10 protein-coding genes are annotated in these 13,675 nt (G+C 63.9%); all 10 read left to right on the top strand.

Going from position 1 to position 13,675, the window contains the following annotated elements; translation table 11 throughout:
- Positions 1-3: 3 nt before the first annotated feature.
- The 10 genes from V3330_RS08630 (at position 4) to V3330_RS08585 (ending at position 13,624) form a co-directional block, all read left to right on the top strand.
- Positions 4-1,008, top strand: coding sequence for a GlcNAc-transferase family protein (locus tag V3330_RS08630; RefSeq protein ID WP_354695006.1), 1,005 nt, complete (start codon positions 4-6; stop codon positions 1,006-1,008).
- A 124-nt stretch (positions 1,009-1,132) separates the two neighbouring features.
- The gene (locus V3330_RS08625) at positions 1,133-1,666 is read left to right on the top strand and encodes a hypothetical protein (RefSeq protein ID WP_354695005.1); all 534 of its coding nucleotides are present in this window, start codon (positions 1,133-1,135) and stop codon (positions 1,664-1,666) included.
- A gap of 1 nt (position 1,667) precedes the next feature.
- Positions 1,668-3,068, top strand: coding sequence for a PqqD family protein (locus tag V3330_RS08620; RefSeq protein ID WP_354695004.1), 1,401 nt, complete (start codon positions 1,668-1,670; stop codon positions 3,066-3,068).
- Positions 3,058-3,705, top strand: coding sequence for a hypothetical protein (locus tag V3330_RS08615; protein ID WP_354695003.1), 648 nt, complete (start codon positions 3,058-3,060; stop codon positions 3,703-3,705). Before V3330_RS08620 ends, V3330_RS08615 begins: the two co-directional genes overlap by 11 nt.
- Positions 3,702-5,726, top strand: coding sequence for an O-fucosyltransferase family protein (locus tag V3330_RS08610; RefSeq protein WP_354695002.1), 2,025 nt, complete (start codon positions 3,702-3,704; stop codon positions 5,724-5,726). Before V3330_RS08615 ends, V3330_RS08610 begins: the two co-directional genes overlap by 4 nt.
- Positions 5,727-5,745: 19 nt before the next feature.
- Positions 5,746-6,696, top strand: a complete 951-nt coding sequence (locus V3330_RS08605) for a 2OG-Fe(II) oxygenase (RefSeq protein ID WP_354695001.1) — start codon at positions 5,746-5,748, stop codon at positions 6,694-6,696.
- Between the two features lie 14 nt (positions 6,697-6,710).
- Positions 6,711-7,835, top strand: a complete 1,125-nt coding sequence (locus V3330_RS08600) for a PqqD family protein (protein ID WP_354695000.1) — start codon at positions 6,711-6,713, stop codon at positions 7,833-7,835.
- The gene (locus V3330_RS08595; RefSeq protein WP_354694999.1) at positions 7,832-8,749 is read left to right on the top strand and encodes a GlcNAc-transferase family protein; all 918 of its coding nucleotides are present in this window, start codon (positions 7,832-7,834) and stop codon (positions 8,747-8,749) included. The genes V3330_RS08600 and V3330_RS08595 overlap by 4 nt, the downstream gene beginning before the upstream one ends.
- Positions 8,739-12,884, top strand: a complete 4,146-nt coding sequence (locus V3330_RS08590) for a sulfotransferase family 2 domain-containing protein (protein WP_354694998.1) — start codon at positions 8,739-8,741, stop codon at positions 12,882-12,884. Before V3330_RS08595 ends, V3330_RS08590 begins: the two co-directional genes overlap by 11 nt.
- Entirely contained in the window at positions 12,881-13,624 is a 744-nt protein-coding gene (locus tag V3330_RS08585) for a sulfotransferase family protein (protein ID WP_354694997.1), read from the top strand. The genes V3330_RS08590 and V3330_RS08585 overlap by 4 nt, the downstream gene beginning before the upstream one ends.
- Positions 13,625-13,675 lie beyond the last annotated feature (51 nt).

The raw sequence follows: 13,675 nt of genomic DNA, 5'->3' as shown, positions 1-13,675 counted from the left end.
GCCATGAACGGTACCCCCCGAATTTTTGTTGCCATTGCTGCTTACGCGGACCCGGAATTGCCGCGTACGCTTGACGACTGCATGGCGATGGCGGCGCGGCCGCGGGACCTGAGCTTCGGCATCTGCTGGCAACGGGACCCGGATCATCCGATCGATGTGGACCGCTTCCGCACCGACCCGCGTTTTCGCTTTATCGACCGCACGGTCGCCGAAAGCCGCGGCGGACCCTGGGCGCGTAATCAGGCCCAGTCGCTCTGGCGCGGTGAGCCCTACACCCTGCAGGTCGATTCGCACATGAAATTCGAACCCGGGTGGGATGATCGGTTGATCGACATGCTGGAGTCGCTGCCGGCCCGCAAGCCCGTCATCACGATGAACGCCCCGTTGTTTCATTACGACGAAGAGGGTGTGCTGCACCGCAGGTTCGAGATGGGGGTTCCCACCACCCGGGTCAGTGACTGGCAGGCACGTTCCGGTTGGTCGCCCTGGTTCGACTTCGGTCCGCCGAATCAGCAGACACCGGGCCGCACCCGGTTCATCAATGGCAATTTCGCCTTCAGCCGCGGGCAATGGTGCGTCGAGGTGCCGCAGGATCCGGAGAGTTACTACTGGGGCGAGGAATTCAACGTCACGGTGCGCTCCTACACCTGGGGTTACGACCTGTTTCTGCCCAGCGAAGTGGTGGTCTGGCACATGCTGCATACCAACGGGCCGCCGCGCCGGCACTGGGAGCAGGGCGAGGCGGTGGTTCAGCAGCGCAACCGGGAAGCCTTCGAGCGCCTGGACCGGCTCATCTACAGCGGGCAGGGGCATTCGTTGGGACCCTATGGCCTCGGGCGGGAGCGGTCTCTGCGCGACTACGAGGTTTACGCGGGGTTCGATTTCGCGAACAAGCGCGCGCACCCCGATGTATTCACGGGCGCCAATCCGGATCCGGTCACCATCCGTTGCGATGCGGATTGGGCGAAATGCATCAGCGCCGAGGAGGCGCTCGCCGAATCCACCTGATCCCCGGTATGTCCAAAGCGGGCTTCGGAATCAAGGTTTTACTGGGTTCGCGCGGTCGTGCTAGTATCCGGTGACTGCTTTGACTCCCAAAGCAGAATTGCGTGGCGGCAACGGGCTGGCATCCATGAGCGACTCAGATAAAACCAAACAGCAACTCATCGAAGAACTCGAGGCCCTGCGCGGTCAGGTCAAATCCGGCAAAGCGGCTGATTCCGATGCCGGGGCGGAAGCCCCGACCGGTGGCCTGACCCGGCGCGACGTGTTGTCAGGCTGGGTGGCGCCGGTGATCCTGACGGTGCCGTTGATGCCACGAGCGGGCCGGGCGCAGACTCCGGCCGGCGATCCGCAGGCCGATTTCGCCGCGTTTCCGACCCGGCTGAATGTCGAGGCCGGCACCGCCGAGAACCCCGAAGGCACCGCGTTTCCGACCAGTTTTCCCACCAGTTTTCCGACCACGATGGCGCCGACACAGCAGCCGACGGCCAGCCCCACGGCTCCGACCGCCGCGCCCACCACGGCAGTTCCGACTGCCTTCCCGACTGCGTTCCCGACGGCATTTCCGACTGCCTTCCCGACGGCATTTCCGACCGCATTCCCAACCGCCAGTCCGACTGTGACGATTCCGGTCGAGCTGACTGAGTTCGAGGTGAACGGTTGAGATGAGCCGCGCGAAAGCGGCCGCCCGGAGCGCCGATTCCCCGGCGCCAGGCAGCGATAAGTCCAGCAACAACCCCGCATTCGAAACACCCCTGGAGACCTTTCCGGTGCGTCCGCTCAGGCGCAGCGGTCCTGAATTGCACGAGGTCCTCGACGAGTCCGTGTTGGTGCCCGCCGAGGGCAGCGACATTTTCGCCCTCAACGCAACCGGGGCGGAAATCTGGAAAATGTGTGACGGTCGCCATTCCCTGATGGAGATGCACTCGGCCCTGTGCGAGCGCTTCGAAGGCGATCCGGTACAAATCATGGCCGATGTGACAGCGGCCCTGTTCCGTTTCAACGCCCTGAACCTGCTGGATTCGAGTTCGCTCAGCGATCCCGACCTGTCGACCCGGGGGACCATCGTGCTGGCTCCGCGCCAGGATACCGGCACCCGCGTGTATATCGTGCACGGTGTGGAGGATCGCCCGTATTTTCACTGGCAACTGGGCATCATGTTCGAGTCACTGGTTGGCCAATTGCCCGAGGGCTGGGCCATCCGGGTGGTCGTGTGCAACAACCACCAGCCCATCTCGCCGGAACTGCAGCATATTTTCGATACCTACTCTGTGGAGTATTTCACCGGGGAGAGCCACGCCGACAACCACCACCTGGATTTCGCCGGCGGCGGTGATCGGTATGTGCCGATGAACCGGGTTGAAGCCCTGAACGTGGTTTCACACCATGTGCGCCCTGAAGACATCGTCTGCCTGATGGATACGGATATTTTCCTGTACGGCAATCTGCGGCAGGATCTGTTTCCCCGCGGCAACGCCATGGCCAGCAACTGGATTGTCGCGCAGGAACGGTTTTTCCAGTTCTCCACCCAGGACACCAAGGGGCTGGCGCTGCCTAAACTGCTGGAAGCCCTCGGTGTGGAGCAGGAATTCAAGCCGGGCGGCGTGATGGTGTTTCTCACTGGCGAAGCCCTGCAGCAGAACGACCGCAAGGTCATACGCGATTGCTTCCGGTTTCTGCAGATACTCTACCTCGCCGGCAAGATTCTCGAGTTGCCCGAGCACGGCGTATGGGTTGCCGAAATGGCGTGCTTCGCAATGGCCACGTACCCGAACGGCATCGACTACGAGTTACTGGATATCGAGCAGTTCGCGGTGCAGGAACAGCATGCCGACGAGTTGCCGGATGGCACTTTCTTCCATTACTACACCGACATCAACGACGCCGGCAGCCGGGGGCCGTTTTTCGAATCCCAGTGGCACAAGCAACTCTTCGCCGAGCAGAATTTCCTGCAGGCGGACATCGACAGTTTCCTGGAGGTCGCCCGGGGCCAGGCGGAAATCCGTTTCATGACCCTGGCCCGGCAGGCACGGGAGCGGTTGTACGGGGCGCGCGATGAGCGGTAATCCGGAGCAACGCACGGTCTCCCGTGACGTATTCGCCCCGCCGGACTGGCTGGTGGAGCAAACGGCCAGGCAGCAGGCCATGGCGCCGTACTGCGGGCTGGGCTTCAAGAAAGGGCGACTGGACAGTGACCTGCACGCGGGCATGGTGGAGAGGCTCACGCACAACGCGGAACGGTTTCGTCCCGAAACGGCGATTGACGAAATCCAGACCACCGAGCCGGGTGTCATTCCCGTACTGTTTCACGAGGATCCCGAATTCAACCGGGCCGTCTGCGAGGCGCTGAAACCCATGCACGAGACCTGGGCCGGCATGCGTCTGACCGAATCGGCCTGTTACGGCTTCCGCGTGTACCAGCGCGGGAGTTATCTGCACAACCACGTGGACCGCACGCAGACGCACATCATCAGTTCCACCATTTGCGTGGACAGCCGCCTGGACGAACCCTGGCCGTTGTATCTGGAGGACATCGAAGGCCGTCCTCATCAGGTCAACCTGGAGCCGGGCGAATTCGTGTTCTACGAAGGGGCCAGGCTGATCCACGGCCGGCCCTGGGCGCTGCAGGGGGACTATTACATCGGCATGTTCGTGCACTACCGTCCCCTGTCCCTGGCGAATCATTCCGCAGGCACGCCATGAGACAGCTTTACTACACCAACTACCAGTCGGGCCAATCCGGTCTGAGCAATGCCATCATGTCCATCGAATGCGGCGTGGTGATGGCTTTTCTGACCAATCGCCTGTTGTTGCTGGACGGCAATACGTCCCCGCCGGCCAATGTGGTCGAGTACGAGGGGCGGGTGGACAACACGGTAAGAAGCCGGGTGACCGACCTGATCGACCTGCCGGTCGCGTGGACCGAGCCGGACGAGCGCGAACTCGAGGGCCTGGAGAGCCGCGAACTGACCGAACAGAGCCTGATGGATACCGTGTTCTACGTGCCGGACACCGTGGATATCGACTCGCAGGACGCGGTTCATTTCGCCCGGGGTCGTGAAACCTGGATTGGCGGTGACGGTGAAGTGCAGGAGATCCCGTTGCTGCGGGTATCTGAAAAACCTTTGGTTCCCGGTGGCAAATACCACCGCAACAACCTGTGCTTCTACTCCTACCTGTTCTACTTCGACAACGAGACCCGGCGTTCCGCCTACCGCATGCTCGAGCGCATGCAGGCGAAAGCGCCGTATACCGAGCTGGCGCGCAAGGTCGCGGCGGACCTCGGCCGATTCAACGCCGTGCACATGCGCCGTGGCGACTTCAAGGTCACCTACGGTGTGACCGTGCTCGACCGCCAGCCCTGGGAGGCCATCGAGGCACTGGACAAGCATTTCAGCCGTGACCAGCGTCTGTTGATCTGCACCGATGAGCGCGATGATCCGTTTTTCACGGAGCTGAAGAACGCTTGGACTGATCACGTTTTCATCGACCATCACATTCTCGATCACTTCGGCGACGAGTTTTTCGCCCTGCCGCGGCATGACAGCATCGCTCTGGCCTACCTGTCGCAACTGGTGGCGGCGGAGTCCGAGGACTTCATCGGCACCATGACCAGCACGTTCACGTCCATCATCCAGCGTTACCGGGGCAACCGGGGCAAGGCGGAGCCGTTCAAGTTCCTGTGGAATGAACTGCCCGACCCCGGTGAACGCTACGAGCGGGGACGCCATCCGGTCAGCGAGTGCGTGCCGCTCGAGGACGGCATCATGGTCGAGGAGTTCGAGGGGCCGTATTCCTGGAATCGCTACAACCCGCGCATCAACCCCGCCTGGATGCGCGAATGGCCGGAGAGTTTTCTGACCGGATCCGTGCTTGAAACCGGTGCGCTGGCCGGCGACGAGCTGCGGCCGGTGACCAGCCCGCCGGAAGCGGTCCGGCAAACCGAAGCCCGGTTTCAGTTCGAGGGTCTGGGCGTGAATGTGCGCAGCACGGTTCCCGGACTGGCCTTCAAGGTGGCAGAGGTTTTCGCGCCGGGCGCGCGCGACGCTCAGGGCAGCAACATCGCCAGCCTGGAGATCAAGGCGCGCGGCAAGGGTTATGGGCTCATCGCCAATGGCAGCGAGGTGGCTGAAGCGCCGTCGCGGCAACGAATGCTGGTTGAATTGATCCGCTACCTCGTGCCCGTGCTGTGTCGCGCCCGCCGCGGCCACGTCTGGTTGCGCGGCATGCTGTTTCGCAAGGATGGCCAGGCCGTGATCTATACCGGGGAACTCGGGCACGCGAACGATCCGGTCGCCGATGCGCTGTGCACTTCCGGCTGGGAGTTCCTGGGCGACGAGGCCATTCCGTTGCGCGCAGACAGCCTGGAAGCCGTGCCGTTCGCACGCCTGGCCTGGCCCAATGGTGCGGCGGCCCGGCTGCATTGGCAGCAGGCGAAGGTGAAGGCCATCGTGCACGGGCAGCACCGCCTGCTGGTCCGCGCCGGGCTCCATGGCCTGCCGCCCTCGGTGGCGGCGGCCGAACTCATGCAACAGTCCATCGATTTCCAGTTCGACCGCCAACGCGCTGTCCAGCGCGTGTGCCGCATCGCCTCGCAGATTCCCGTTTACAGTCTGAGCTTCGGTGAGTCCGAGGCTGTTCCCGGGCTGCTTGAATTCCTGTCCACGCCCGAGGGCGATGCCGTGTCTCCGCTCAGACGTGAAGGCCGTGTCAGCGCCGCCTGAACCCGCCCGGATGATTTCCGTGCGCCTGCAACTGGAGGGCGGTCAGGAAATCAGTCTGCGCCTGGCCGAGAACGCGCCGGAACTGATGACCCTGTTCCAGATACTGGGTAGCCGGGGCGGCGACGTGGAACCGATGGAACAGTTTCTGCAGCTGCCGCTGGAAGGCGGCGAGGCGGCCGCTTCCTTCCATTCCCGCCAACTGGTCTCGGTGATCACCGAGCCGCCTGTGATCGTGCGGCTGGAAACACCGCAGGCAGCGCACCCGGCGGCCGACAGACCGGCGGAAGCGCAACCTGCGGTGGTGCACACGCCGCGTTACCTGGTCATCGAGGACTTTCTTTCCGTCGACGAGCACGAGGACATGCTGGCCTACGCGCTCCAGCACGAAGAAGAGTTCGAGAGCGGGACGGTCGAAGGAAAAGCCTCTCCTCACCGTCAGAACCAGGTCATCATGGGTTTCGCGGAGACGGCCCATTCCCGACTGCTGCAGAACCGCCTGCTGACCTGGCTGCCCCATCTGACCCGTGAACTCGACCTGGCGCCGTTTCCGCTCCGGCATGTCGAATCCCAGCTCACGGCCAGCAATGACGGACACTATTACCGCCTGCACAGCGATGCGGGCGGAGATCAGGCCGGCGCCCGGATGCTGACCTGTGTGTACTACTTTTTCCGGCAGCCGCGCCCGTTCAGCGGCGGTGCCCTGCGCTTGTACGACGTGCTGGAACAGGGCGAGCGGCGCATGCCGATGACGAGCTACCGGGAACTGGAGCCGGTGTCGAACCGCTTGCTGGTGTTTCGCAGCCATGTCCACCACGAACTCATGCGCATCCGCTGTCCTTCGCGGCAGTTTGCGGACAGTCGTTTCGCGGTGACCAACTGGCTCATTTCGACCGATCAGCCGGACCCGCAGGCGGGATTCGGCTGGGGCCAGCTTCGCTGCGGTGCCGTGCCGGCCCAATTCGAGGTCTGAAGGTTGGCGCGCCGATGATCATCACCGTTTTCGTGAGCACCCATTCCGCCGGCGACCAGTGGCGCGCTGAACTGCTGGAGCAAGCCTGGCTCGAGTCCGGCCAGCCCGGTGAACTGCTGCGCCTGGTGGCCGCGCCGGCAAACGCCGCGCTGCCGATGCACGGCACGGCGCGGGTGGTGCGAACCCTGCCATACGACCCGCATCCCTACCTGCCGGACCGGTTTTCCGGGTACAAGCTGCCGGCGGCCCTGCTGGAATGGCTGGTCCGTGAGTCCGTCGATGCCAGCCTGTTGCTGCTGGACCTTGAAAGCGTGCTGTTGCAGCCGCTTGACGACGAAGCCGAACCCGGTGGCGCGGTGGGCCACCGCTGGAGTGACTGGCCGGAAGGAGAGGGTCCGTTCGGACTGGCCGAAGACTTCACCGGGCTGCAGGCCTGGTGCGTCAACCGGACCCTGGAGCCGCCGCGCGTGACATTCCCGGTGATGATCCATTCCACGGACCTCAGGAAAATGGCTGCCCGCTGGCTGGAGTTGACGGGCCTGATCCGGAATCTGATTTCGCCCGATTCGGAGTTGGCGAATCAGGCGCACCAGGTGGCTTATGCCGTGGCTGCCGCCGAGTACCGCATTCCGCACCGGGCGAAAAAGCTGGCGGCCGCGAGTACGGACCGCCGCGCCGGAGCGCCGGTGCTCGACTACGGCCAGCCGATCGTGTCGGCGAGAAAAGAGACCGTCTGGGATGCCGCGACCTACCGGCCCTGGACACGGCCTGATGCAACCGCGGCACGGGCCGGTGCCGGGCGCGATTTTCTCAGCTTCCTCGAGGATTACGTCACCCGGCGGGAATCCGGAGCGTTGCTCGCCACGCGCCGTCCGCGACGCTGCCACGGCGTGCGCGAAGCCCGCCTGCCGGATCGCATGGTACTGGAGGTGCCCGGCGCCGAAGAGCTGCTGCAACTCAACGCCTCGGCCGGCGCGATCTGGAATCTGTGCGACAATCAGCGAACCCTGGCCGATATCGCCGACGTGCTGCAAGAGCAGTTCGAGGTGCCGGGCGATGTCGTGTGTGACGATGTCGAACGCACGGTCATCGAACTGCACAGCCAGGGCGCCCTCGAACTGGATAAGGCTTCCCCATGAACAACGACCCGGCCACGGCCCGCATCTTCGTATCGGTGGCCTCCTACCGCGATCAGTTTCTGCCGTTTACCCTGCGTTCGGCAATTGCCCGTGCGGCGCACCCGGAGCGCCTGAGCTTCGGCGTCTGCTGGCAGGCCGACGAAACGGAAAATCTCGATGAATGGCTGGAAGACCCGCGCTTTCGCATTCGCAAGTATCCGTACCATGCCAGCCTGGGCTACGGCTGGTCGCGCGCCGAAGTGCAGAAGCTGTACGCCGGTGAGGAATACCACCTCCTGATCGACTCCCACACCTGGTTCGCCGAAGGCTGGGACGTCAATCTCATCGAGCAGCTCGAAGGCAAACCCGGGCCGAAGCCGTTGCTGACCACCAGTTCGCCCCCGTTCACGTTCTCGGACTCGGGGGAGGTGGTGATTCCCTGGGCCGGCACCGGGCGGGACGGCGTGCCGCTGATGAAAGCCGCGGTGATTCCTCCGGTTGGCTGGATCGACATCCAGATGTCGGAGCAGCGCAAGTCCGAACCGCACGAGACGACCGCCCTGGTGTGCTGCAACTTCGTATTTACCCACGGGCGCTGGATTACCGAGGTGCCTGAGGATCCGGCGATGATCAACGCCGGGCACGAGTCCGCGCTGTCGGCCCGCACCTATACCCACGGCTATGACATCTACCTGCCGGACGAAGTGCAGATCTGGCACCTGGATTACAGCAATTATCCGAACGGCGACCGCAACAAGGTCTGGCAGGCCAAAACCGACCGCTGGCAGGCGGAGCACACCGACGGCATGATCCGGCGCTTGCGCGCCCTGTTCTACGGCAAGGAAGACCCCGCGATCCTCGGTCGTTATACCCTCGGCAAAGAGCGCTCGCTCGAGGAGTGGGCCCGCCTCGCCGGCCTCAAGCTTGAAATCTGAGCTGCAACTCCTGCCGGTCGACCAGCCGGTCCCTGCGGTGTGGGACGGGCAGGCCGCAACCTCGCTGCTGGACATCATCGTGTTCAGCAAGGATCGCCCCGCCCAACTGGATGCCCTGCTGCGCAGTGTGCGTGCGTTCATGCCGTACCCGCACCGTCTGCACGTGCTTTACACCACCACGACCGCGGGGTTCGAGTCGGGATACGATCGCCTGCGCCGCTGGCACCGGGGCGTGCGCTGGCGGCCGGACGAGAATCAGTTCCGCGGGGCGTTACTCGGTTTGTTGAAAACGATCAGCAGCGGCCCCGGCCGCTACCTGATGTTCGCGGTGGACGACATGCTGTTCACCCGCCCGTTCACCGCAATGGATCTGATGCGATCGCTGGACGAGGATGAGGCCATACTGGCCGTCTCCCTGCGCCTGGGCGAGGACATCCGCTACTGCTACCCGCGTGACTGCGAGACGCGGCCGCCCGATTTCAGCGATGGATACCGCTGGGCCTGGAAAGAAGCCAGTCCAGGGTACTGGAATTACCCCATGTCGCTGGACGGTCATGTGTTTCGCACCACCGACCTGGCCGTCCTGATACCGAGACTGAATTTCGCCGGCCCGAACAGCCTCGAATCCGCGCTAGCCGGGCATCCGCTGGCACGCCCCGACCTGGTCTGTGAGGCTGTTCCCACGGTGCTCAATGTCGCGGCCAACCGGGTGCAGGAAGTTGTCGCCAACCGCTGTGGAAACCAGGACGCCGAGTCCCTGAACCGGTCTTTTCTGGACGGTAACGCGGTCGATGTGCGGGCGTTTGCCGGCAAGCGATTCAATGCCTGCCATGTCGAGCAGGAGTTGCCGCTGATGGTCGATGAGCGGGAGCCGGAGCCGACGGGCTGGAAACGGATCGCGCGCGATGGCCGGGATTATCTGCGTATCGACCTGCGCGAAATCCCGACCTTCATTCTCAATTGCGCCGATGACGCCAGGAAGCGTCTGCTGATGGTCGAGCAGATGGCGGAGCTCGGCCTGAATTACGAGTTCATTCCCACCCTTCGGGTCACGCCCGGCTGGGTCGGAGTCGCGCTCGGGCATCTGAAAGCATTGCGACTTTCCCGCGCGCGTCCCCCGTTTCTCGTGCTTGAAGACGACTGCGTGTTCGACGAGCACTTCCGGCCCGTTATCGAGGTGCCGGCGCAAGCCGATTGCCTGTACCTCGGCGCTTCGATTTTCGGTCTGCGCGAACCCGGGCGGATGAGTTGGGGCCGCGCAGGCGGGGTGTTGTGGGAGCGCTTCGACAAGGACTATCTCCGGGTGTACAACATGCTGGCCCGGCATGCCTTGCTGTACCTGAAACCGGGTTTTCAGCAGGCCGTGATCGAGTCCCAGGTGGAAGCGCTGACCAACCGCCATCTGCCGCACATGGGCGACATTGGCCTGGCCATGCTGCAGCCCGCTTACACGGCTCTGCTGACGGCCCGCAGCCAGTGCCGGCAGTTGGACCGTGATGCCACCGCAGGTGATCTGGCAGATCTGCTGCCCGGCAATGAGCAGGTCGGCGGCAAGGCTATCGCGCCGGAACAGGGGCTGGCTCGCCTGCCCACGGCGAAATTCCGCTCCCCCGGGGCTTCGTGCCTGATTTCGCACAAGTACCGCTTCATCTATTTCCAGATTGGCAAAAACGCCAGCAGTACCTTGAAGGCGGAATTCTTCAGGCCACGGTACGAATGCGAACAGGTTCCGGTCAATTCCCTCGACGAGGCCACTCTGGACGCCTACTTCACGTTTACATTTCTGCGCGACCCGGTTACCCGCCTGGTATCCGCCTACCAGGAAATCTCCATGCGGCATGAAATGAAGGACTCGGCGATCGGCGCCAAGCCCTTTCTGGAGATGGAAGAGGGTCCCGAGCGCTTCGAGGCCTTTCTGGACGAAGTCGAAAAGGACAAGTGGGACAAGCACGTGGCCACGCAGACCAGGCTGCTGGGATCTTTGCCGGTGGATTTCCACGGCCGGGTGGAAACCCTGGCCGCCGATCTGCAGCAGGTTTTCGACACGCTGGATCTGGGGCCGTGCCCGGACCTGCCACGGCGCCGGTCGCGCAGTGGCCGCCAGGCGAATTTCGGTTATACCCGGTTCAATCTGGATCATCACGAGCTGAACCCGGAACAGATTGCCCGGATTCGACGCCTGTATCGGGAGGACGTGGATCGGGTGGAAGCGCATTGCCCGGTGCCGGCGCTGTTCACGGGCGAGTCCCGGGGTGGTCCGTCCAGTCAGGCACGTGCGCTCTCGATTCTCGCCGACGAGGATGCGGCGCCATCCGAGCTTTACACCCGGGTCAACGAACAGCACGAAGCGTGTTTCGTTTACGTGTTCGGCAACCGGGGCTTCTATGCGGAAGTCTCGACCGTGGTTCGTGCAATGATTTACTGCTGGGCGCACGGCTACCGACTGCTGCTGGACTCCTCCGCATCCGCCTGGGCGCACGAACAGGGCTGGACAGACTACTTCGAACCATTCGGCGCGGAGTCGAGTGAGGTGGCCGCCGGTCAAATCGTCGAGCGCTGTGACTTCGCACGCCGGGAGGACCGTCCTGTCTGGCGCCGCCTGATCCGGTTCGCGCCGCGGGAACTGGATTTTGGCCGGGAGACGATTCGGGGTTTCGGGAACATCATGGCCTTCTTCACCAGCCTGGCGTTCCGGCCAACACCCGAGTGTCAGGCTGTGGTCGACCGGCTCACCGACTCCCTGAACCTGTCCGAGGACTATGATGCGATACATGTGCGGCGTGGCGACAAGGTGGAAGATGAGGACATTTCCTATCCGGCGCAGGCCTACCTCGATCGGCTGACCCCGTTACGTTCCGGGCAGACCCTGTTCGTGATGAGCGACGATCGGGCAGCCGTCGAGGAAGTGATCGGCTACCTGCGGGATCGGGGAGACGCGGTCCGCGTTGCCAGTCTGGCCGAGCCCGAACGAGCGGGTTTCAATGTGACCCGATTGTGCGAAGGGCGACCCTTCATGGGTGACGACAGCGGTCCGACGGACGGGTCAGGGCACCGGGAGTACGTGCGTGACGCGACCCGGATGCTGATCGCCGAAACCCTGATCGCGGCGAGGTCCCGGCGCTTTGTTTCCACCTGGCGCTCCAATGTCGGCCGAATGATTTCCTGCCTGCATCGCGATCGCCAGAGCTGCGAACTGCTGCACCCGGAGAGTCAAGCCGCGGCGCAGCAAGGTTCAGGGGGCGGGGCCGGCGAGGGCAGGTCCGGCCGGCGGGCAAATGCCACGGCGGAAAGCACCTGGCACGGCGTGGTGCAAATGCGCGACGGCACCGTGCACGAGTTCGATCTGCCGGCTGATTCTCCGTACATCGAATCTCTGCGCAAGCGCATTAACCGGGGGGAGGGCGCCCGGTGCGCCGGTGACGCGGGCTTGTTCCAGGTGCCGCTCCATCACGGCCGGGCGGCGCTGACGTTCTCCGGCGCGGACATTCACTTCGCCAGCCTGGTGCCGCCGGCGGAGGACGGGACCCCCCATCACCCGTTGACCCACGCGGCCGAAGGCCATCTGGGTGGATATCTGCGTTCGTGCCACCCGTTGGCCGATCGATACGGCACGCAGCACGGCGACCCGGCGACCTACGCCCCGGAGCTGTGGCAATGGGTGCTGGACACGCTGGGCGTGAAGTCGGTACTGGATGTGGGCTGCGGCGAGGGCCACGCCGCGGCGTACTTCCGCGATCACGGTTGTACCGTGCTGGGCGTGGACGGCAGCGCGCAGGCGGAGCGGGATACCGTGATTCCCGGCCTGCACCGGCGACATGACTACACCCGCGGCCCACTGGTGCCGCCCGGTGAATGGGACCTGGTCTGGAGCTGCGAATTCGTCGAGCACGTCGAAGAGCGTTTCAGCCCCCATTTTCTCGCCACGTTCGCCTGCGCCCGAAAGTACGTGCTGATGACGTTCGCGCCACCGGGCCAGACCGGCTGGCATCACGTCAACTGCCGGCCGCAGGACTATTGGGTGGAGAAAATGCGCCGCCTGGGATTCGGTCTGGATGAAGCGCTGACCCGCCAGGCCCGCGACGTGGCCCGGGCGGGACATTTCAAGTGGCGCGGCCTGGTGTTCGTGCGCGCATGAGCGGAATCGAACATTGCCAGGTACTGGGTCCTTTCAATTCCGGCACCGTGCTCATGCAGTCGTACGTGAATCATCTGTTTCGCAATGTCCGGCACGACGGATTCGCGTACTGGAAACATTCGCTGCCGCCGCGCTATCAACGCAACTCCGACCAACGCATCCTGATGCAGGACGCCGTCGGCGAGTTTCCCGGTGTGCTGCTCATCTGCATGGTCCGGTCGCCGTATTTCTGGCTGCCTGCCACCTGCAGGCGGCATTACAACTTCCGGTTCACGACCCAGAGTTTCGATCTGGGCCAGCGCCTGCGCAGCCCGGTGTACCTCAAGGGTGAACTGTTCATCAACCTGGCGCGCGCGTGGAACGGCTACTACCGCGGTTACGCACACTACCTGGAGCCGATGGGGCGGGTGATCTACGTCCGTCTAGAGGACCTGGTCAGGAACCCAGCCGCGACGATTCAGCGGCTGGAGACCCGGCTCGAGCGCAGACCGGAAAGCGACGTTGCTGCCGTGGTTGCAAAACTGTCCCGCCGACCGTCCAAATCCGACAACGCCTTCGGATCGGCCTGGGAGGAAAAAAACCGCCTGGAGCATGTGACGCGAACCCTGCGCCGCCAGGACCTGTCGTTCATCAACCAGCAGATCGACCCCGAGCTTCTCAAGCGCTTCGACTATCCCCTGGCATGGCCTGCCCCGGAGTGCGCCAGACCCGGATTAGGTGCGAGCGCTGCCGCGCGCTGATGGGTCGTGCGGGAATCCGCCGCTGCGTCGGTGCGGAACAGATCGCTGCCA

Source organism: Elongatibacter sediminis, assembly GCF_037892215.1.
Lineage (GTDB): Bacteria > Pseudomonadota > Gammaproteobacteria > Xanthomonadales > SZUA-36 > Elongatibacter > Elongatibacter sediminis.
The sequence above is the reverse complement of the archived record's forward strand: the minus strand, read 5'-3'. Positions and strand labels throughout refer to the sequence as shown.

Excerpts from the sequence above, each read along its gene's own strand:
- V3330_RS08615 (WP_354695003.1), top strand. The coding sequence starts at position 3,058 with ATGAGCGGTAATCCGGAGCAACGCACGGTCTCCCGTGACGTATTCGCC.
- V3330_RS08600 (WP_354695000.1), top strand. The coding sequence starts at position 6,711 with ATGATCATCACCGTTTTCGTGAGCACCCATTCCGCCGGCGACCAGTGG.
- V3330_RS08630 (WP_354695006.1), top strand. The coding sequence starts at position 4 with ATGAACGGTACCCCCCGAATTTTTGTTGCCATTGCTGCTTACGCGGAC.
- V3330_RS08625 (WP_354695005.1), top strand. The coding sequence starts at position 1,133 with ATGAGCGACTCAGATAAAACCAAACAGCAACTCATCGAAGAACTCGAG.
- V3330_RS08620 (WP_354695004.1), top strand. The coding sequence starts at position 1,668 with ATGAGCCGCGCGAAAGCGGCCGCCCGGAGCGCCGATTCCCCGGCGCCA.
- V3330_RS08595 (WP_354694999.1), top strand. The coding sequence starts at position 7,832 with ATGAACAACGACCCGGCCACGGCCCGCATCTTCGTATCGGTGGCCTCC.
- V3330_RS08585 (WP_354694997.1), top strand. The coding sequence starts at position 12,881 with ATGAGCGGAATCGAACATTGCCAGGTACTGGGTCCTTTCAATTCCGGC.
- V3330_RS08610 (WP_354695002.1), top strand. The coding sequence starts at position 3,702 with ATGAGACAGCTTTACTACACCAACTACCAGTCGGGCCAATCCGGTCTG.